Here is a 20,733-nt window from a genome sequence, read left to right as displayed (position 1 = left end):
TCATTTTCATCCAAAAACGATCAAAAACAACTAAGTTAGGTGATAAATTATGCCATATTTTCAAACAAATGACCAAGTTTCTCTATACTTTGAAAAAGAAGGAAAAGGGGAAGCCCTTGTTTTTATTCACCCTCCTGGAATGGGATCAGTGACATTTTTCTATCAAAGGGAATTAAGTGAATATTTCCAGGTGATCACACCTGATTTAAGAGGAAACGGACAAAGTAAACCTGGCAAAAAGAAAATAACAATAAGTCTGCTTTCAAAAGATATCAATGAATTAACTGAACATTTAGGAATTGAGAAAATAGTTCTTTGCGGATATTCAAGCGGAGGGTCGATCGCACAGGAATTGGCGATTGTTTACCCCGAAAAGGTGAAAGGAATTATTTTAATTGGAGGCTTTCCAGAGGTAAGCACAAGACTTTTAGAGGCTGAGTTTATGGCAGGTATTGCTTTAACTGGAATTGGAGGGTTGCCCATTCTTTCAAAAATGATCAGCATTGGTCATGGAAATTCAATAGAACTGAAAAAAAAGCTTGAGGACTATATGAACAAGACAGATCCTTACTCACTTTTTCAATTATATAAAGCAGGTTTTCTTTATCACTGCACAAAATCTCTAAACAAAATAAAGGCCCCCTTATTGTTAGTTTATGGAAATCGCGATCCTTTTTGCCAAGCCTATGAAATTTTGTATAAAAAATATGTGAAAAATGTAAAAACGGTCTTTATTAACAAAGCAAATCACCAAATTCCTACTAAATTTTCTCAGGAGCTTAATGCCATAATAAAGGAATTTATGAAGGAACTTAGCATGAAGGAAGTTAAATAAGGTGGGAATTGAAAATGGACAAACGGTAAGTGAATTTACTGCATGTACATCTGATTAAAATGCGATTAATTGCACCTTCAACTGGATTAATCGCATCAGTTATTCGGATAATCGCACGATTATCGGGTTATTTGCGCCGTTATCCAATTATTTGAACCGTTACCCTGCAATTGCATCATTATCCGATTTATTACACCACCTTTATCAAAATTAATTGCACACAATCTTGACAAAAGTGTGAACGAATTAACAATTATACTCCTTCATTTTCACTACCTATTAATCTTCAATAAACAAAACCTTTTTATAAAATGCCATAATAAATATCTTAAGGCTAAAATTCCATTGAACTGTTTATCGTTTCAATGTATGCTTGACTATGGATAAATCCTTATTAGTGAACTCTCATATAAAATGAACCTTTTTATTACTTCGGAATCTTGAAATGTAATTTTACAAATATTTTTTGAAACGATTTTGTAAAAATTACGTCTATGTTAATTGAAGGTTTTTCTGTATGAAAAATTTAAGACAATGTAACACATCTTCCGATATAATAGGTTTGCTTAAGAACAGTTTTTATAATCAAGTTGGTGAAAGAATTGGATAAAGAAAATCAATCATTTTATAGCAGGTTTGACTATCAGCTGGCCTTTTTACTGTTTTTACTTTTTTGCGCTAGTATGGTTGCAATTTATGCTGCACAATCAACATCTGGTCAGTATGAGGGTGGAAATTATTTAATCAGACAGATCGTGTGGTATATTGTTGGAGGAATCATTGTAGCGATCGTTATGTATTTTGACTCTGAACAGTTGCAGAGGGTTACTTGGTATTTATACGGGTTTGGTTTATTTTTGCTTGGCTTGCTTGTGATTTTGCCCGAATCGATTGTTCCTACTATTAACGGAGCCCGAAGCTGGTTTCAAATTCCTGGACTCTCGCTGCAGCCGTCTGAGTTTGTGAAAGTGTTTGTTATATTAGCTCTCAGTCAAATCATTACTACACATCATCAGAAATACTTAAATAAGTCCCTGCAAACAGATTTTATATTATTAGTTAAAATGGGGATCACTGCTGTTGTACCTATCATGTTTATTATGAAACAGCCGGATCTTGGGACATCACTTGTTATTTTGGCAATACTGGCGGGGATGACATTTGTATCAGGAATCTCATGGAAAATAATTACGTTCATTTCCTTATCCATCACGCTCGTTGGAACAACAGTCCTGTATTTAGTCATTCAAGCTCCCGAATTCTTGAATGAATACCTCGGAATTAAACAATATCAATTGGGACGAATTTATTCTTGGTTAAATCCTGAAGTTTATAAAAGCGGAGAAGGATATCACCTGTTAAATTCGCTTAAAGCGATTGGCTCGGGACAGGTTTTTGGCAAGGGTCTTGGTACTGGTGATGTCTATATCCCGGAAAACCATACAGACTTTATTTTCAGCGTAATTGGGGAGCAGTTTGGATTTATTGGTACTAGTATTGTATTAAGTATTTTTTTCTTGCTCGTCTACCACCTTGTAAAAGTGGCAATGGAAACAACAGAATCATTTAACAGCTATCTTTGCGCGGGTGTTATTAGTATGATCGTATTCCACGTTTTCCAAAATGCCGGGATGACAATTGGCTTGCTTCCTATTACAGGTATTCCGCTTCCATTTATTAGTTATGGAGGAAGTTCAATGATGGGCAGTATGTTTGCGATTGGATTAATATTCGGGATTCGATATCATCACCGTGTTTATATGTTTTCAAATGATTAAAACAAGGCCGCTCAGGTAATCGGAGCGGCCTTATTAATTCTATTGGTTTAGAACAAGGAGGAGATAACTTATTAAGTCCCCCGTTCAAGAATAAAAAGCTTTCTCACCAGTTCGTGCGCTTGTCCATTATTTACTCCTGATTTTTCTTCCAAGGAGGATCCAAGTCTTTGCGCAGTTTTCGAGTTATTTTATAAATGAGGATGGGAATTACTAGGGATGCGAATGTTGAATAAAAAATAAAATTTGAAGGAAATCTCCCGACAATTTTTTCCCACATGTTCTTAAACCTTCTTCCTATTATTTTTCACTCTCAATCACAGAACCTGAGTTTCGAACAATGGCTTTAACTTTAAGGTTAATGGTGCTTTTGGAAAAATAATTTTCGCCATGATCCCAGTCTTTTCTAATCTTTTTCCATGTCTCATAATCTTCCCCTTGAAGAAAACTTCCAAGCCCTAATGCATCGACTTTTAAATCTTCTTGGAAAGTTTTAATCGTGTTAGACACTTTTCGTTCAATTTCTTTTTCAATTGCTTTCTCCACTTTTGATATCGTTTTTTGCTTTGTGTAATCGAGTGGAATAAATCCCTCTCCGATCATCCCATCTGTCTGAATCTCAATATTAAATTGAATATTATCTTTATCCTTTACCTTAACGCTTACTTTCCTTCTCGCATTTTCGATATCATATACGATTAAATCATCTTTCATTTTCGTTTTAATTAACCCGCGTTGATATTCATCCGTTATAAAATTAAGTCCTTCAGTAATGTCTCCATTAATAAAATCAATCATTTGACTGCTATTCCCGTTAAAAACGGCAGCTCCTGACAAATTCAATTTTTCTCCATCCTTCTTTACTTTCGGAAGAACAAAACTTTTCTTATCTATTAATCGTTCATGAGCGGTACCAATTCGATTTTCCGGCAGAATTTTTTGGTTTTTGTTGGAATTTTCAGAAACTGAATCCAAATACATGACAGGTAGGCTTTCAGGTGTTGGCTGGGTATTCAAAACCTGACCTGCTTCACCTTCAGAAATCAATACTTTTATTCCCCTTCTCATTTCATTATCTCTCAGGAAAAGGTCGAGAATATTCCCAAATGCTTGCGGGGTTTTTGCAACTTCTTCTGATATAATAATTAATTGAAGATGTTGGGAAAAAGGCGGGCGACTCACTGTTGCTGCTAATTGACGCGCCTGTTCAAGTATACTGTCACTGGTCGTTGACACATTTTCAAATGCTTTTTGCGCGGCGCTTCCCCCTGTGTCAGAGCTGCCTTGGGATAATCCAGATGGAACGACAAATTGCCAAGTTCCTTTATACAAATATTTTCCTTTAGATTCATCTGGTTCTGAAGCGGCTTCTTCCACTAAATCGATGGCAACCCCGACGATAAACCCTCGATCTTCTATCTCAACTTGATCCCAGCACCCAATTAGGAAAATGGAAAGGACCCCTATCATGAATAAAAATGACGCAGATTTACCCATTTCCTTTGATCCTCCTTGCTTTAGCTAAAACATATAGCCCTGTTGGAACGAAAATCGACACTCCATATGTTGAATAATTAAGATACTTTGATAGTAACTCCATCTCTACCAAATTTTGCGGGAACATGGCGATCATGAAAATAATAGGCGTTAAAACAAAAATAAACGTGATTTTTTTTACCTTTTGAAAAAGGGAACTAAGGGCCATTAAAGACACGTCGAACGCAAGCGATGTCGTATTAAAAATGGCCATAACCCAAACCGTAAAGAACAAGGATTCAAAGCGCCCCAAAAAGCCCCCTGGGATCTCTGCTTCTTTAGCAAGTTCGATAGTCGGATATACAAGAGTAGCCGTTGTACCTGCACTAAAAACACCAATCGACATCGTGTAAAACAGGAGATACAGACCCAGCGCTATACAAATACCAAATATTGCAAATTTTGGCGCTTTTTTCGGACGATTCACAAATGATATATAAAATAAAAGCCCAGCAAAACCACTAATTGAAAAAAAGCTTTCCTTAGCTCCTTTAAAGTGCCCTTCCAAGCTGGTAGTGAATAATGGGGTTAAGTTTTTGACTTCAAAAAATGGAATATTCAACACCATCAACAAAAAAGCAATGAAAAGAATAATCGGCAAAAATAACAAATTTAACCGGATGATTCCAACTCGAGTTCCTGATACCGCATAGACCACGACAAGAAGAAACGCTAACGCAATTACCTCTGCCGGTGTTCGATCAAATAAATATTGTTTGGCAACAATGGCAACAGCTCTCGTTTCAAAGCCCGAAAGGAAAATAAAGTGGAGCGCTAAGAATAAGGTAATGACTACAGAACCAGGTTTCGAACATATCGATGAGGCGTACGAGAAAAATGACTGATTTGGAAAACGGCAAGCAAGCTTTGCGGTAATCCCCGTAAATATAATGGAGGTACCTCCCGCAATCATTAATGGGATCCAGCCATCAAAAAAATTTGTTGCTTCAGCTAATTGACGCGGTAGGGTTAGAATTCCATACGCGATTACATAGGAAGCTACTATATAAAGAATCTCGATTTCCCCAATTTCCTCGTCTCCATATTCAAACGGCCTCAAGACGATTGCCCTCCCTTCCCGCTCCCCATGCGCTCTTTATCATCTGTTTGCAAATATTGAGGGCGTTTGGAGAGCATCGTAATTGGCGAGCGAACGACAAGGTCTTTCCAATCTTGAAAAAAATTTGGCGCGAAAGGAGTCGTATAAGGAAGACCTAAACTTTTTAAATTTACGAGGTGGATATTCACGACAATGTATAACAGGATAATTCCGTAAAGCCCAAAAAATGCCGCTGCCCCCATAAAACCAAATCGAAGCATTCGAAAAGCAAGGGCAGTACTATAGGAGGGCATGGAAAAAGAAGAAACAGCCGTAACGGCGACGACAATAACCATAATAGGGCTGATAATGCCAGCAGCAACAGCCGCTTCACCAATGACCAGCCCTCCGACAATTCCAATTGTTTGTCCGATTGGCTTAGGCAAACGTATGCCGGCTTCACGTAATATTTCCATCGTTACTTCCATTAAAAATGCTTCCATGTATGCCGGAAAAGGAACTCCTTCCCTGGTCGCAGCTATGGAAAATGCCAATTTAGACGGTATCAATCCAGGATGAAAAGACACGAGAGCGATATATAAAGATGGTAAAAACACCGCAATAAATGCTCCGAGATACCGGAGCATCCGGATCAGAGACCCGACGAGCCATCGTTCATAATAGTCTTCGGGGGACTGAAGCGTATTCCCGAAAGTGAGTGGTGCAAGTAATACAAAGGGTGTTCCATCTAATAAAATGGCCACTTTTCCTTGCATGAGAGCTGATACTACCTTATCCGGCCTTTCCGTATGGGCGATTTGCGGAAAAGGAGATAAAAAATTATCTTCGATCCACTGCTCAATGTATCCAGATTCTGGGACATCATCTAAATCTATTGATTTAAGTCTCAGGTTCACTTCCTCCACAATATGAGGATTCACAATTCCGTCGATATAGGCAACGACAAGATCCTGCTTTGAACGTCTACCTACTTGATAGGATTTAAACCGCAAATTGGGATCCCGTATGCGCCTCCGAATCAAAACAGTATTCGTATGCAGATTCTCTATAAATCCATCTCTCGGTCCCCGAATCAACGCCTCTGAAATTGGTTCTTCAATACTGCGGTTTTTCCACCCTTCACTTCCCATGATTAATACTTCATCCGTGCCATCCACGAACAGGACAGAGTCCCCGTTAAGAATAGCATATGAAACCTTATCTAATGATTGGGTCCGCTTCACCTTACCAATTGAAAGGACCTTGCTTTGCAATTGATTGACAAGTGCATGAGCCTCGACTATTTCTTCTTTTTCACTTACTTTGAATTCCATTTGAATATTCTTAATGATATCTTGATCGATGACCATCTTGTCACTTAAACCAGCTATGTACACGATAGCACATCGATGATTTGTATTCCCGACAGTAAATTCCCTAATAATCAAATCACTAGGATTGTCCAGCATCTTTTCGATATTATGAAGATTTTCATCGAGAGAAAGAAACAATTGGAGAGAAAAATCTTCTTGTTCATTCTGAACCGATGTTCGCACATGATTTCTCATTTTTTTATGTTTAAAAAAGGAAGCCAATTTTTCATCCTCATTTCTTCCCTAGTTAATTTACAGGAACACTTGACCTGCGGAGAGTATAATTATCCATTTTTAGCGGAAAATCAATTACTTGGATATACTTTCCGTTAAAAAATATCTTTTCCATAAAAACAAAAATAAACCGCTATTTGTATTAAAACATTGAAGTGGTTTTTTATAGGAGAAATCTGTCTTTTTTGATGGCTCGAGTCTGTGCGAATTCGATTGCTTCTAAATCAAAGAAAAGGAGTTTTTTGAAATATGAAGATACAACAAATTCGAAATGCAACACTAGTTGTCGAATATGCCGGCAAAAAGTTTTTAATAGATCCAATGTTAGCTGTGAAAGGTACTTACCCACCTTTTCCTAATTCGGTAAGACAAGATCAAAATAATCCTTTAGTTAGCTTACCAACATCCATTGAGAATATAATTAACGTAGATACTGTCATTGTCACTCATCTACATTTAGATCACTTTGATGAGGTAGCCAAAGATGTATTGCCAAAAGATATAAAAATGTTTGTACAAATTGAAGATGATGCTATAGAAGTTAGAAAAGCTGGTTTTCAAAATGTAGAAGTATTACAAGAAGACACAGTCTTTGAGGAAATTAAGTTAATTAAAACAAAAGGCGAGCACGGAAGAGGAGAAATAGTAAAACTTGCTGGTCTAGTGTGTGGCGTTGTCTTCAAACATCAAACTGAAAAAACGTTATATGTCGCTGGAGATACGGTATGGTATGATGGAGTCAAAGAAGAGCTCGATACACATAAACCAGAAATCATTGTTGTAAATGGTGGAGATAATCAATTCCTAGAAGGCTGTTCTCTAGTAATGGGGAAAGATGACATCTATGAAGTGCATAAGGCTGCTCCTAACGCAAAAATCATTTCTGTCCATATGGAAGCTGTCAACCATTGGACATTATCAAGAGAAGAATTAAAAAGCTTTATTCATGAAAAAGGAATCTCTTCTAATGTGTTAGTGCCAGAAGACGGTGAATTATACACATTGTAATATTTTTATAGAGACAAAGTGGAATTTGATATTGTGAATTTTGAAGTTTTTAAGTATTAACCCAATACCGAAAAATTACAAGGGGGGCTCATGATAATGTCGTTGACAACCATGAGCTTCTTAATTATTGATCAATAGTTGCCCGAAACAGTAATATTCTTAAAGGAGATGGTTAAGCAAAAAAGCATAAAAAGTCTAAAAATTAATTTTGTGAGGAAGTGCAGTTTATGATAACTGAAAAAGCAGATACAAGCAGGCCAATACAGCAGCCTGTTTGGTTGCAAGGATATATTGATTCACCAGAAAAACAAAAACAGCTTTATAAAAAAACATTAAAGGTTGTAATCCTTTCACAAATCTTTGGAGGAGCAGGACTTGCAGCCGGTATAACGGTAGGCGCACTTCTCGCACAAGATATGCTGGGGACAGAAAGTGCAGCAGGGATTCCAGTTGCCTTACTCACTTTAGGCTCTGCAGGGGCTGCACTGTTTGTAGGCCGGCTTTCCCAGCGTTTTGGACGCAGAGCAGGTCTTGTAGCCGGTTTTCTTGCTGGCGGACTGGGTGCGCTCGGCGTTATAATCGCCGCCTTACTCAACAGCGTCGTGCTTTTATTCGCTTCCCTGCTTATTTATGGAGCTGGTACCGCCGCAAATCTGCAAGCACGATACGCTAATGCAGACCTGGCAACAGCTAAACAGCGGGCAACTGCTGTGAGCATGGCCATGGTATCTACTACCTTTGGTGCTGTAGCGGGTCCTAACCTGGTCGATGTGATGGGAGAATTTGCGCGTTCTATTGGTGTTCCAACTTTGGCTGGTCCCTTTATCTTAGCAGCCGCTGCTTTTATTCTTGCCGGATTGGTTCTCCTCCTTTTCCTTCGTCCAGACCCTTTGGTTGTCTCTACAGCCATAGCGTCTGCCCAGGAGGAAAACGGTACAGTGCAGGAAGAACGAAATTTGAAAAGCACTACAATAAACAAAAGAGGAAATGTCGTAGGCGCTGCCGTTATGGTGTTGACTCAATTTGTCATGGCGGCCATTATGACCATGACACCGATCCATATGGGACACCATGGCCATGGTTTGAGAGAAGTGGGGTTGGTCATAGGTTTTCATATAGGAGCCATGTACTTTCCTTCACTTGTTACAGGTCTGCTTGTAGATAAAGTCGGTCGTACTGCTATGGCTGTAGCTTCTGGTGCCACGCTTCTGGCCTCTGGTTTACTTGCGGCTTTTGCTCCGGCTGACTCAATGGCACTGCTTATTTCCGCACTAGTACTGCTTGGTGTTGGCTGGAACTTTGGCTTAATAAGCGGAACGGCTCTGATTGTTGATGCAACACATCCAACTATACGTGCAAAAACTCAAGGATCGGTAGATGTCTTGCTTGCATTATCAGGTGCCTCCGGCGGTGCGTTATCTGGAATGGTCGTCGCTCATTCTAGTTATGCGGTCCTATCACTTTCTGGGGCGATTCTGTCACTGTTGCTGATTCCTGTTGTTATATGGTCTCGTAAGACACAACGCAAAAAAGTGCTGGTATAAAGATTTTCTAATTTATATTTTGTTTAGTTAGGCTGGTATCAATGGGTAGAGTTATTTTAGTAGATTAGGCTCTAAGAACGAAAAGCGCAAGGCGTTAGTCCTTCGGCGACAAGCATAAGGCGAGCCGGCTGGAAGGTTGTTCTTTAACCTTTTAGACGGATTGGCTTATGACCTAAGGGCCGATGGCGCCTGGAGCTGGACAAAGATAACTAACTTTAATTCGTTAATACTTTAATCCAATAAAACTTTCTGAACTTATGAATAAAGGCAGCTTTCGATAAGTGATTTCGCATATTGGCTGCCTCTTTACATATTTCAGAATACTGATTTATTAACATTCTTGATTTTCAATTTTTAATAAATTTGCCCTTTTCGGAGCCTCTTTTAGTAGGTGATGATTAACTTACAAATCGACATGTAAATTATAAAAAAATTTGGATAATTAAGTAAAGTGCTTTTGTTCTATTTCATATGTGTAAAACGTGCACTTTTTATATTTCCTCCTTAGGTGAAACGTCGGTATATCAGGGTAAGCTTTAACAGGATAATTAGGTATCCTATAACCCAATAATACTCACAAAATCTATGAGACTGTGATACTACAAATCATATTCCTATTTCCAACATTTTCGCCGTCACTTCTTCGACTCTGTGGTCAATATCCGTCCCGTCAAACTTCGGAATCTTCAACTCACTCACAATTATTCCGTCTCGCATAAACAGAATCCGTTCCGTCCGCGCTGCAACCTTCGCATCGTGAGTTACAAGCATAATCGCAGTACCATCCGCGTTGATTTCAGAAAAAATGTCCATTATTTCATGGGCAGATTTTGAGTTGAGCGCCCCTGTTGGCTCATCGCCGAAAATAATTTTTGGACTGCTCATCAGTGCTCTGCATATACCTGCACGCTGAAGCTGACCTCCCGAAACCTGTGTAATATCGCGCGTTTCAAGCTCCGCAATGCCTACCCTTTTCATAAGCGCTCTCGCCTTCTCCGAAATTTTTGCGGTGTTTTTTCCGTTGCCGCGCATTGACGGAAGAATGATGTTGTCGAGGATATTCAGATTTTTTAGCATAGTCGGCTGCTGAAAAATAAATCCCATTTTTGTTCTCCTTATATCTGAAAGCTCATTCTCCCCGACTGTCGATAAATCCTTGCCGTCAAAAACGACCTTTCCATCATCAACACCATCGTTTCCGCTTAAAGAAAACATCAGTGTCGATTTTCCAGAGCCCGAAGGTCCCATAACTGCAACGAACTCGCCCTCGTTTATTTCAACAGACACTCCGTCTAGAACATTACGGTGTTCATCACCCTCGCCAAAAGATTTTACTATATTTTCACCGATAATAATCTTCTTCATATGACTACTCCTTTATATTTTCGGAAATTTTTATTTGGCCTGCGCCCGATAGGCCGATTATTGTTGCGATAAGTACCGTGCATATCATCAACAACGGACTAAACAGATAAGCCGAAAGCGGATTGACCTCAAACTTAAACGTCGATGCTCCAAACGAGGAGATCATCGCGCCTGCAAGTATCTCTCCAAGTGTGTTCGCCAGAAGCGTGCCGATAACAATTCCGACAATCAGAACAAATACTGAACGCGAAATAAACTGCGCCTTAACATCCGAGTTTGTAAAACCTAACGCTTTGATTACGGCAATGGAATATCTGTCCTTTGCGACAAGCATTTTGATAAACAAAAATGTAATCAACACCGTAATAATCAGCGCAATCGCAACTGAAACGTAGGAGACCATTTCGATGGAACTTATTGTCGTGCCGAGGGTCTGAGAAACAAATTCATCAATGTCTGAAGTCTTTGCAAAATCAAATTTATCTGAATATTCCAAAACTTTTCTTTCGACAAGAGATTTATCCGAAAGTTCAACACAGACGATGGTCCACATGATGTTCGCAGAATTGTCGGTGAATACAGCCTTTGCGGTTTTGCCGCCGTTAGTAACGTCGGAGTATATTCCGGTTACCGTGAGATCTTTCGCCTTCCCTTCAATCACCAGCGTAATAACATCGTCGACCTTTTTGCTCATCTCACCGGCGTTTATAGCCGAAAGCGCGATTTCGTTTTCTGCAGCAGGTGCTCTGCCCTCAGAATACTCTATAGGAAATGCCGAATGGTCACCGAGTTCAATTTTTATATTTTCCTCTGACCCGTTACTCGTTTTTACTTTGAAAGTCTTTGTTGTTAGAACAGCATTCTTTGAAACGGCACTGTCGCTCTCTATCGTCTTCACAATTTCATCGGTTTTGTCAAATATATTGGTCTGAATGCGCAGATCGTAGTTTCCAATCCCCATGTATTGGATGAAGCTTTTTGAGGAAATCGTGTTGTACAGGTTCTGCGGAACAATAATGATAAATGCCGAAATCACCAGGACCACAAGCATTGTGGCGTAAAGTCTTTTTCTTGCGAGAACATCTTTGATTCCGAGAAAAATATTCGTGCTAAACAGTTTATTTCTAATTAAGGAAAAACGCTTAGCGCCAGCTTTCTTTTCCTGAGAAGTACCAAAGCGTATAGCTTCCGCAGCGGAAATTTTCCGAAAGCGTTTCAGTACACCATTGACATAGGCAATAATTGCAATGAAAACGAGTAGTATACCGATAATTCCTAAAGCCACAGCATAAGAAGAATTTTCGCTTTCACCCATATAAAGCCGTATATTTTCAAGAAGCACACCTTGGAACATAACCGAAAGAATAAACCCAAGAACACTGCCTAACGCTGCTATCGCTACGTATTTCGCAAGATAAATTTGCTTTATTTCGGATATACGCATCCCTATTGCCTTCAATACCCCAATTTCGCGGTAGTCGTCCTCTATTTTCGCAAGGAGCGTAAAGCGTATGCACATAAATGCGATTGCAACGACAAGGGCGCTTACAAGAAGGATAACCGCAAGCATCATCCCGTCTGAAATGGCGTTCATCGTTTTAAAAAGCGTATAGGTAACCGTTGGTCCGTTCGCTTCAAATCCTGCGGAAGCATAAGCTGTTTCAAATTCGCCTATCGCCGAGAAATCTTTTAATCTAAACTCAATCAGATACTCGATACTTCCAAGGTCTTTTATTTCCGCGAAATCATTGTTGCTTACAAGAAATCGCTTTGACGAGGAGAGCGAGGAATTCATGGTCGAATCACGTAGAAATCCCGCAACGGTAAATTCCTTCCCGCTTATTACGGCCTTGTCACCGACCTTTGTAGTGTTGTCCCTCATATAGGTTACTGGAACATAAAGCTCGCCGTCAGATACGTTGATGATGTTGCCGTTAAGATCAAGAAGATAATCGAATTTTTCATTCTGTATGCTGAAGCCGTTATCCTGAACACTATTCGCAAGCGAATTATCGCCTAAAATAATCTGCGCGCCTTCCATGCCTAGAAACTCAACTACCTGAAATTCTTCGACATTGTTATTTTGCTCTGCAAAGGATTTAAGTCGAGCGGTTTCAATATCACCGGAATGCATTTGCATAAAATGTGGAGTTTCAGCTTTTGTCATTAGCGTATCTAGCGCACCCGAAAGATTGACGACGAGTATCGCTGCGAGTGAAACAAGCATTGATGCTGCAGCAACAAATATCATTGTTGTAAATGTTATTACTTTGCTCTTTAAAATGTCATTCCGTATTATTCTGAAATACATAAGTCACCTCTGTTTTCAAGCTTTTTAACCGATTTTACATTAGACAAAATTACCGATGTCACACATATCAGCACTCCAGTGATGAAAATGAGAAATCTCGTTCCTCTGCCGCTGCCCGCCGTAAGCCCGCTTCCTATTGCTGAAATAAGCTGCCTTAGACCATAGCAGAAGAAATCTTCCAAATTTTTTTCCGAATTATTCATTATTTCTACCATTTTCGCTGCCAAACATTTGCATAACGTTCATCAGACTTCCGCTTTCTGCACCGAGCAGCCTTTCTCCGTTGAATATAAACGCTTGTATCCGTGAGGCACGCTCCTCATTGGTCATCTCTACCATATCATCATCAAAAACGGTATTCGCATATGTAACAACCATTTCCATACATTCATAAGGGTAAGGCGTGCTAAACAGTCCATGTTCAATGCCCTCTTGGATTATTCCCGTCAGTATTGGCGTAACGCCGTTGATGATGACTTTTTGTATTTTCTGATGCATAAGGGCGTTCTGTGGCTTATGAATGTGCTCCATAATTTCCTGGCTGCTTCCGCCACTGAAATTCATTGATATAACAACGCGGATAATACGTTCGACTACAGGAATACTCTTATCTGCGGCAATTTCCTGCGCCGCTCCTAAAAGACGGACACTATACCGGTCAATCAACGCGTCCATAATATCCTCCTTCGACTTGAAGTGATAATACAGTGTTCCCCGCGCAATTCCGACCTTTTCAAGAATATTGTTTGTACTCGTTCCATCAAAACCCTTCTGACCAAAAAGCTCATCGGCCGCATCAAGTATTTCGTTCCTACGTTCCTCTGCTTCTTTTCTCATTGTTACACCCCCTTTATAGACCGACTGTCTGTCGATTAAATATTAACATACTACTTTTAATTGTCAATAGGATGTGTGTTAAATTTTGTAAAGACTCTAAAATTACCCTATAGGGTAAATACCTATAAAACATCATTATGTTCACTAAAAATGTATGGAATATACATTATGAATAGATCATAAAAAACAGCACTATCCTACTTTGGGTAGTGCTGTTTTTTAGATTATTATATAGACCAATGCTGCTAATAAGTTAGGAACAGCTTTTGAAACAAATCCCTTTGCATCTCCTCAACGGCATATTTTACATGTTTCTTTCTTAGGAAAGAAACTTCCTTTGTTTCCTAAAATATCGATGAGACACCCAAAAGATAGAGCGACAGCGATTAATCCAAAGGAGATTGAAATATAACTCCAACCTTTAGTCCAATAAGAAATAGCTAATACAACCTGCAAAACAATTATTCCTGCTATAAGTCTTTTTTTCTTAATCCCCACGCGTTAATTTATTAGCTCCTGGTTTATGTGAAAAAATCATGTGATTTTTATTCATAACGCAACGATTCTATTGGGTCAAGGCCTGCTGCTTTATTTGCTGGAAGCATACCGAAAATAATTCCGATGATCATGGAGAACAGTAGTCCTCCTAACACGACCTGCCAGGAAATTAAAGATGGCCAGCCTGCAAAAACGGATACTAATGAAGCTGCACCGGAGCCTAATACAATTCCAATGATTCCACCAAGCAATGTAAGGGTGATCGCTTCGATTAGAAATTGAGTAAGAATTTGGCTTCTTGTCGCTCCAAGTGCTTTTCGGATTCCGATTTCCCGTGTTCTTTCCGTAACGGATACAAGCATAATATTCATAACCCCAATCCCGCCGACAAGGAGGGAGATTCCTGCAATTGAACCAATAATCAATGTCATAATATTGGTAACTTGGCTGATCCCTTGGGCAAGCTCTTCAAAATTTAATACCTTGTAGGATTCGTCAGTATCGTGGACTCTATTTAAAAGCTCTGTTGCCTGATCGCCGGCTATTTTCATTTGATCAGCATTGACCGCTTGAAGGGTCACCTGATTGAAGTCGCTTTTTCCAAATGATGAGCGATAGGTTTCAGAAGGTATATAAACCTCCATCGCCCCGAAAGCAAATAATCCTGTTGGCTTCTCTAAAACCCCTACAACTTCGATGGGCTGTCCATTTACCCAAACAACCTCGCCAATTCCTTTTTCGTCTTTAAATAGCTCTTTTTTTAACTCATCACTTATTAGACCAACTCGTCTTCCGCCTAAAAAATCAGCTTCAACAAAGCTTCGTCCATTTTGAATTTTTAATTCATTCACTTCTATATAAGCATTGTTTATTCCTAAAATACTAGTATCAAGCGTGTTTTCTTTATATCTTGTTTGCAAAAATTCTGTACTAGAGGCTACGACTTTATCCACTTCAGGAATTTCGTTTAACAACTGAATATCTTCCTGTGTAAAGGCTGCTTCCATATAAGCATTTGGATTTGATTTAAGTTCCTCTTCGCTTGGTTCATAATACACTTCAATTGTATTTCCAGAACCTGTGATTTGCGACTTGAGCATCTGTTCGCCGCCTTGTCCAATCGCTACGACAACGATAACAGAAGCTACACCAATGATAATTCCAAGCATCGTTAAAATGGAACGCATTTTATGGGCTAAAACGGAGGAAAATGCCATTCTTAAGTTTTCCATCAAACTCACGTTGTCACCCTCCTCACTTGTTCATCAGCCGAAACAACTTCTCCATCACGAACCAAGATCATCCTTCTCGCATATTCAGCGACTTCTTGTTCGTGGGTGACGAGGACAATTGTAGTACCTTCCTCATTTAATTGTGTAAACTGCTCCATAATGGAATAGCTTGTTTTTGTATCAAGAGCACCTGTTGGCTCATCTGCCAAAATGAGCTTTGGCTGATTGACAATCGCCCGGGCAATTGCGACACGTTGTTTTTGTCCGCCGGACAACTCATTAGGCATATGTTGCATTCGATCTCCGAGATCAACTTTTGTTAAAGCCTGCTTTGCTCTTTCTTCCCGCTCTTTTTTACCTAATCCTGCATAAATCATTGGAAGCTCTACGTTCTTAAGGGCATTCAATCTTGGCAGTAATTGAAATTGCTGAAAAACAAAGCCGATAGATTCATTTCTAACCTTTGCAAGCTGTATATCCTTATAGGTGGAAATATCCTCCCCATCAAGTAAATACTTGCCGTCAGAGGGTCTGTCAAGACAACCGATGATGTTCATTAATGTAGATTTTCCAGATCCTGAAGGCCCCATAATCGCAATGAACTCTCCCTGATGAATCGCTACATTTATCTGCTTTAGGACATCAAACGATTCTTTTCCTACCTTATAGCTTTTCGTAATATCTTTTAATTCGATCATTTAACGGTCACTTCCGAACCAACTTCTAAGGTGTCAGGAGGATTTACGATAACATCATCCTTTGCATTTATCCCCTGTTTCACTTCCATATAATCTCCTGAGGATTGTCCCACTTCAACCTCTTTCCGCTGGGCTTTTCCATCTTTTGCTACATAAACAAAGTAGCTGTCATTTTCCTGTTTGACAGCTTCTACTGGAATAGATGACGCTGTCCGCTTTTCTGTTTCAACTTCCATAATTAATTTAAATCCAGGCTTTGCTTCCAAATCCTTTGTATCAATGGACACCTCGATCGGATATTGAACAGCCTGATTTTGATCTCCCAGCGCTGGGTCAGTTTGTTCAGGAAGCATCCCTACTGTTGTGACCTTTCCATTCCACTCTTTGTCAGGGATCACATCGGATCTTACTTTTACAGGCTGATCTTTCTTTACCTTTAAAGCGTCATACTCAGATAAAACACCCTTCACCACAAGCTTATTTGGATCCCCGATATGTAAGACATGCTTTTGAACCTCAGATTTATTAGATGCTGCTTCTTCATCCACGGAAAGAACCGTGCCGGCAAAATGACTTTTAACAACTAATTCTTCCATTTTCTTTGCAATTGTTTCTTTCTGCAGAAGAGTCTGCCTTAGCTCAATATCAGCAACTTTTAAATCCATTTCAAGCTGCGAACGCTCTGTATCTATCTGTTTTTCGGCTTCCTTTTCACCAACTTGGTCTTTTAAATCCTTTTCTTTCTCATCTAAATCCTCGATTTGATCCTTTAATTGATTGATTCTAAGATAACCAGATTCAATTGATAAAGCATTTTGTTCCTTTTCAAGAGTAAGTTGTTCATTTTCGTATTTTAATAAAGGAGTTCCTTTCTCAACAGTATCTCCCTCTTTTACAAGAATCTCTGCAATAGTTCCCTTCTCAGGTTCATTAAAAATATATTCTTCTTCTTGAAATTGTAAGGTGCCAGGCACCATGACATTGGCTGTAATTTCACGTTCCTTTAGGTTAACTGTTTTTACTTCTGGGCTTTCTGCACTCATTGCGCGATACACATTTGCACCTACAAGGATTGCGATTAAGCTCGCAACCCCGACGATTATCCAAACCTTTTTTTTCATTATACTGCCATTCCTCCAATTATACCGGCAACAGCGCCCATCACTAATCCAAACACAAAGAAGATGATGGCAACCGTCCAAGCCGCTCCCTTTGATAATCCTGCTACTTTATGAAGACCCATACCTGTTAAAATTGTTCCCCAAATGCCGAATACTTCAATTGTATTTAAAGCACCGCCTAATCCACCTTCTGCTCCTACAAAACTATTTAAGCTAGTCACATATGTTTCAGGGTTTGTGCCAGTAAAATATGCGACAATTCCGTTTAATAACGCTCCTGTAACTGTAATAATAGATACGAATGTAACAAATGAAAATAATTGTTTAAAGGTTGCTTCAGTACCCGCAATTTTTACAATCGCAAAATAGATAAGCGCTGAAATTAATAACACGATTGGAATTGCAATTCCCCCGAAAATGATTGTTGTAACCTTTGAAATGCCTGCTAAAGCTTCTGCCTCCTCTACACCCATTCCTTGTTCAACCGCTGGTCCCACAAAATCCATTGAATTTGCAACAAAATAACTGCCAATGAAAGAGACTAAAATAACAATTAATAACGGGACTAGAACGGCAGGCCTTTCTCTTATTCTCTCAAACTGCAAGTTCGGGCTGGTAAACATTCCGAATATTGAGGGTTTACTTACATTGTTTTTTACTGTTACTTCTGGTTGATTTTCCATTCCAATTACCTCCATTTTATATATGTTATGGTAATAATACGAAACAATCTTACCATAAGTTTCATTATTATTTATATTCTTAGAAAAAATTTTAAGAAAAGGAATCAGTTAGAAATTTTATAATCGAATTTCAAAGATATTTCCACTAACTAAAGATTTATCTTTGAAACTTGCAATATATCGATTATTCGACGAAAATCCCACGTCTATGAGCGACCTTGGGGCTATGAGCGATCTTCCCTCTTCTATGCGCGATCGGCTCGGGGTTATGAGCGAAATTTGGGATTCTATGAGCGAATTTCCACTTTCTATGAGCGATCTCGGTTCTATGAGCGATCTTCCCTCTTCTATGCGCGATCGGCTCGGGGTTATGAGCGAAATCTGGGATTCTATGAGCGAATTTCCACTTTCTATGAGCGATCTCGGTCCTATGAGCGAGCTTCCCTCTTCTATACGCGATCGGCTCGGGGTTATGAGCGAAATTTGGGATTCTATGAGCGAATTTCCACTTTCTATGAGCGAACTTCCACTTTCTATGAGCGATCTCGGTCCTATGAGCGAACCTCCCTCTTCTATGTGCGATTGACTCGGGGTTATGAGCGAAATCTGGGATTCTATGAGCGAATTTCCACTTTCTATGAGCGATCTCGGTCCTATGAGCGAACCTCCCTCTTCTATGTGCGATTGACTCGTCGCTATGAGCGAAATCTAGAGTTCTATGAGCGATCTCTCCCACATGAATGAGTTACCTATCTCCAGGGGACTCATCCTTGATAAAATCGCAAAAAAAGACCTGCACTAAAACTAGTACAGATCTCTTTCCCTATCCTACATCAAGCATCCGGTATTGTGCTTTCACTAATTCGTAATAGATTCCTTTTTGATCCATCAATTGATGGTGGCTTCCTTCTTCCATAATATTTCCGTGATCAAGGACAATGATCTTATCAGCTTCCCTGATCGTGGATAATCTATGGGCGATCATGATTGCTGTTCGGCCCTTTAATAATTCTTTTAAGGCACGCTGAATTTTCACTTCCGTTTCTGTATCTATGCTTGCTGTTGCTTCGTCCAATATGAGAATTTTTGGATCTGCCAGCAGCGCCCGGGCAAAGGATAAGAGCTGTCTTTCACCGACAGATAACACATTTCCTCTTTCTTCGACCTCTGTTTCATATCCGTTTGAAAGGCGGGAAATAAATTCATGAGCTCCTACAGCCTTCGCAGCACGAATCACCTCTTCATCTGATGCATCAGGAGACCCAAACCGAATGTTTTCCATAATTGTTCCTGAAAAAATAAAGGTATCCTGGAGGACGACACTGATTTGTGAACGCAAGCTCGAAATGGCCAAATCTTTAATCGGGTTGCCATCTATCTTTACTTCTCCGTTTGTTGCATCGTAAAATCTGCTGATCAGGTTTGCGATCGTCGTTTTTCCAGATCCGGTGTGACCAACAAGGGCAACCGTTTGGCCAGCATTTATCGTTAACGAAATTTTATTTAAAGCGGTTCTCGTTTCATCATAGGAAAATTCTACATCTTTGAATTCAATATGGCCTTTCATTTCATCGAGATGGATCGCATCTTCCGTTTCTGATACGATTGGTTTTTCGTCTAAAAATTCAAAAATTCTTTCAGATGAAGCCATTCCCATTAATAGCTGGTTGTATACTTGCCCAAGTCTTGAAATCGGCTCCCAGAACATCCCTAAATAGAAAGCAAAGGAGACGAATACTCCAATTGTAATACTGCCATTTGCGATCAGAGTAGCTCCGTACCATATTAAAATCGCTGAGCCGACTGCGTTCGTCATTTCAACTATTGGCCTGAACATCGCATTTTTACGAGTCGCATCACGCCAGCTGTCGTAGTTTTCTGTGTTTACCCCGTCAAAAAATTCAATATTTTCCTTCTCTTGAGTGAAAGCCTGTGTGACACGAATTCCTTGAATGCTTTCATTAAGATGAGAATTGAGCTTAGACTGCTTAAGCCGAACCATTTGCCATGAACGACGAATCTTTTTGCGAAGATTAGTAGAAATAAAGAACATAATTGGCAAAATGATCATAATGGCAATCGTTAATTCAGGACTTAATGTAAACAAGATCACAATAATTCCGATGAGCAGCAGGAAATCCATTAATAGATTGATAACCCCATTCGTAAATAACTCTTGAAGGGAATTAATATCATTCATAATCCGGACTAGTATGCTTCCTGCAGATCTTTGGTCAAAGAAACGATGGGATAGCGATTGGACATGTGTAAATAAATGCTTTCTTAAATCAAAAATGATATTTTGTCCAAGCATATTCATCCAGCGGATTCGAAAGATATTTGCAACATATGAGAGGGTATATAACCCTCCAATCACACCAACAAGGATCATCAATAAATTCATATCTTTGTTGCCAATCGCATGATCCAGCGTATACACCCCAATGATAATTGGAGCGATCAGCCTGACAGCTGTAGCTAAAAGAACGGTGATGACAGCAAGCGGCAGGAGGTTTTTTGAATAGGGCTTCATATAGCTAAACAACCTCCACATTTGCTGCCAGTTAAATGGTTTTTCAATCACCTGGTCTGTTGAATAATGGAACCTTTCTTTAATAATTGATTTTTCTTCTCTTTCTTTCAT

General features: G+C 39.4%; 16 protein-coding genes. 5 read left to right on the top strand and 11 right to left on the bottom strand.

Annotated elements, in window-relative coordinates; all coding sequences use genetic code 11:
* The first annotated feature begins 49 nt into the window (after positions 1–49).
* Complete coding sequence (locus IC621_RS13905) at positions 50–835, top strand: alpha/beta fold hydrolase (protein ID WP_191158923.1); 786 nt, start codon at positions 50–52, stop codon at positions 833–835.
* A 602-nt stretch (positions 836–1,437) separates the two neighbouring features.
* Positions 1,438–2,613, top strand: coding sequence for a rod shape-determining protein RodA (gene rodA, locus IC621_RS13900; RefSeq protein WP_191158922.1), 1,176 nt, complete (start codon positions 1,438–1,440; stop codon positions 2,611–2,613).
* A gap of 297 nt (positions 2,614–2,910) precedes the next feature.
* Here the strand turns inward: rodA and IC621_RS13895 are convergent, their stop codons facing one another.
* From IC621_RS13895 to IC621_RS13885, 3 genes are read right to left on the bottom strand one after another with little or no spacing between them, the layout of a single operon-like run.
* Positions 2,911–4,107 (bottom strand): Ger(x)C family spore germination protein, encoded by a 1,197-nt coding sequence (locus IC621_RS13895; protein ID WP_191158921.1) that lies wholly within the window; start codon positions 4,105–4,107, stop codon positions 2,911–2,913.
* Complete coding sequence (locus IC621_RS13890; RefSeq protein WP_191158920.1) at positions 4,100–5,206, bottom strand: GerAB/ArcD/ProY family transporter; 1,107 nt, start codon at positions 5,204–5,206, stop codon at positions 4,100–4,102. The genes IC621_RS13895 and IC621_RS13890 overlap by 8 nt, the downstream gene beginning before the upstream one ends.
* Positions 5,203–6,753 (bottom strand): spore germination protein, encoded by a 1,551-nt coding sequence (locus IC621_RS13885; protein ID WP_191158971.1) that lies wholly within the window; start codon positions 6,751–6,753, stop codon positions 5,203–5,205. Before IC621_RS13885 ends, IC621_RS13890 begins: the two co-directional genes overlap by 4 nt.
* A gap of 288 nt (positions 6,754–7,041) precedes the next feature.
* Here IC621_RS13885 and IC621_RS13880 point away from each other — a divergent pair, with 288 nt between their 5' ends.
* Together IC621_RS13880 and IC621_RS13875 are read left to right on the top strand one after the other, a co-directional pair.
* On the top strand, positions 7,042–7,800 hold the full coding sequence (locus tag IC621_RS13880) for an MBL fold metallo-hydrolase (protein WP_191158919.1): 759 nt from the start codon (positions 7,042–7,044) through the stop codon (positions 7,798–7,800).
* Positions 7,801–8,027: 227 nt separating this feature from the next.
* Positions 8,028–9,344, top strand: coding sequence for an MFS transporter (locus tag IC621_RS13875; RefSeq protein ID WP_191158918.1), 1,317 nt, complete (start codon positions 8,028–8,030; stop codon positions 9,342–9,344).
* A gap of 606 nt (positions 9,345–9,950) precedes the next feature.
* Here IC621_RS13875 and IC621_RS13870 read toward each other — a convergent pair.
* The 7 genes from IC621_RS13870 to IC621_RS13840 form a co-directional block, all read right to left on the bottom strand.
* Entirely contained in the window at positions 9,951–10,709 is a 759-nt protein-coding gene (locus IC621_RS13870; protein WP_191158917.1) for an ABC transporter ATP-binding protein, read from the bottom strand.
* A gap of 4 nt (positions 10,710–10,713) precedes the next feature.
* Complete coding sequence (locus IC621_RS13865; RefSeq protein ID WP_191158916.1) at positions 10,714–13,020, bottom strand: ABC transporter permease; 2,307 nt, start codon at positions 13,018–13,020, stop codon at positions 10,714–10,716.
* 195 nt (positions 13,021–13,215) lie between these two features.
* Positions 13,216–13,857, bottom strand: a complete 642-nt coding sequence (locus IC621_RS13860; protein WP_191158915.1) for a TetR/AcrR family transcriptional regulator — start codon at positions 13,855–13,857, stop codon at positions 13,216–13,218.
* Positions 13,858–14,402: 545 nt separating this feature from the next.
* On the bottom strand, positions 14,403–15,596 hold the full coding sequence (locus tag IC621_RS13855; RefSeq protein ID WP_191158914.1) for an ABC transporter permease: 1,194 nt from the start codon (positions 15,594–15,596) through the stop codon (positions 14,403–14,405).
* Positions 15,593–16,285 carry an ABC transporter ATP-binding protein gene (locus tag IC621_RS13850; RefSeq protein WP_191158913.1) on the bottom strand — a complete coding sequence of 231 codons (693 nt, stop codon included), beginning with the start codon at positions 16,283–16,285 and terminating at the stop codon, positions 15,593–15,595. Before IC621_RS13850 ends, IC621_RS13855 begins: the two co-directional genes overlap by 4 nt.
* Positions 16,282–17,406: an efflux RND transporter periplasmic adaptor subunit gene (locus IC621_RS13845; RefSeq protein WP_191158912.1), complete on the bottom strand. Its 1,125-nt coding sequence runs from the start codon at positions 17,404–17,406 to the stop codon at positions 16,282–16,284. Before IC621_RS13845 ends, IC621_RS13850 begins: the two co-directional genes overlap by 4 nt.
* Positions 17,406–18,089 carry a Yip1 family protein gene (locus tag IC621_RS13840; protein ID WP_191158911.1) on the bottom strand — a complete coding sequence of 228 codons (684 nt, stop codon included), beginning with the start codon at positions 18,087–18,089 and terminating at the stop codon, positions 17,406–17,408. Before IC621_RS13840 ends, IC621_RS13845 begins: the two co-directional genes overlap by 1 nt.
* Positions 18,090–18,252: 163 nt before the next feature.
* Between IC621_RS13840 and IC621_RS13835 the strand changes: the two genes are divergently transcribed.
* A complete protein-coding gene (locus IC621_RS13835; RefSeq protein WP_191158910.1) occupies positions 18,253–18,675 on the top strand; it encodes a hypothetical protein in 423 nt (140 codons plus the stop codon).
* Positions 18,676–18,912: 237 nt separating this feature from the next.
* Here IC621_RS13835 and IC621_RS13830 read toward each other — a convergent pair whose 3' ends face one another.
* Positions 18,913–20,733, bottom strand: a complete 1,821-nt coding sequence (locus IC621_RS13830; RefSeq protein ID WP_191158909.1) for an ABC transporter ATP-binding protein — start codon at positions 20,731–20,733, stop codon at positions 18,913–18,915.

It is taken from the genome of Metabacillus arenae (assembly GCF_014773385.1).
Lineage (GTDB): Bacteria > Bacillota > Bacilli > Bacillales > Bacillaceae > Metabacillus_D > Metabacillus_D arenae.
Note: the sequence above shows the minus strand (reverse complement) of the source record. Positions and strands in the feature narration are given on the sequence as shown.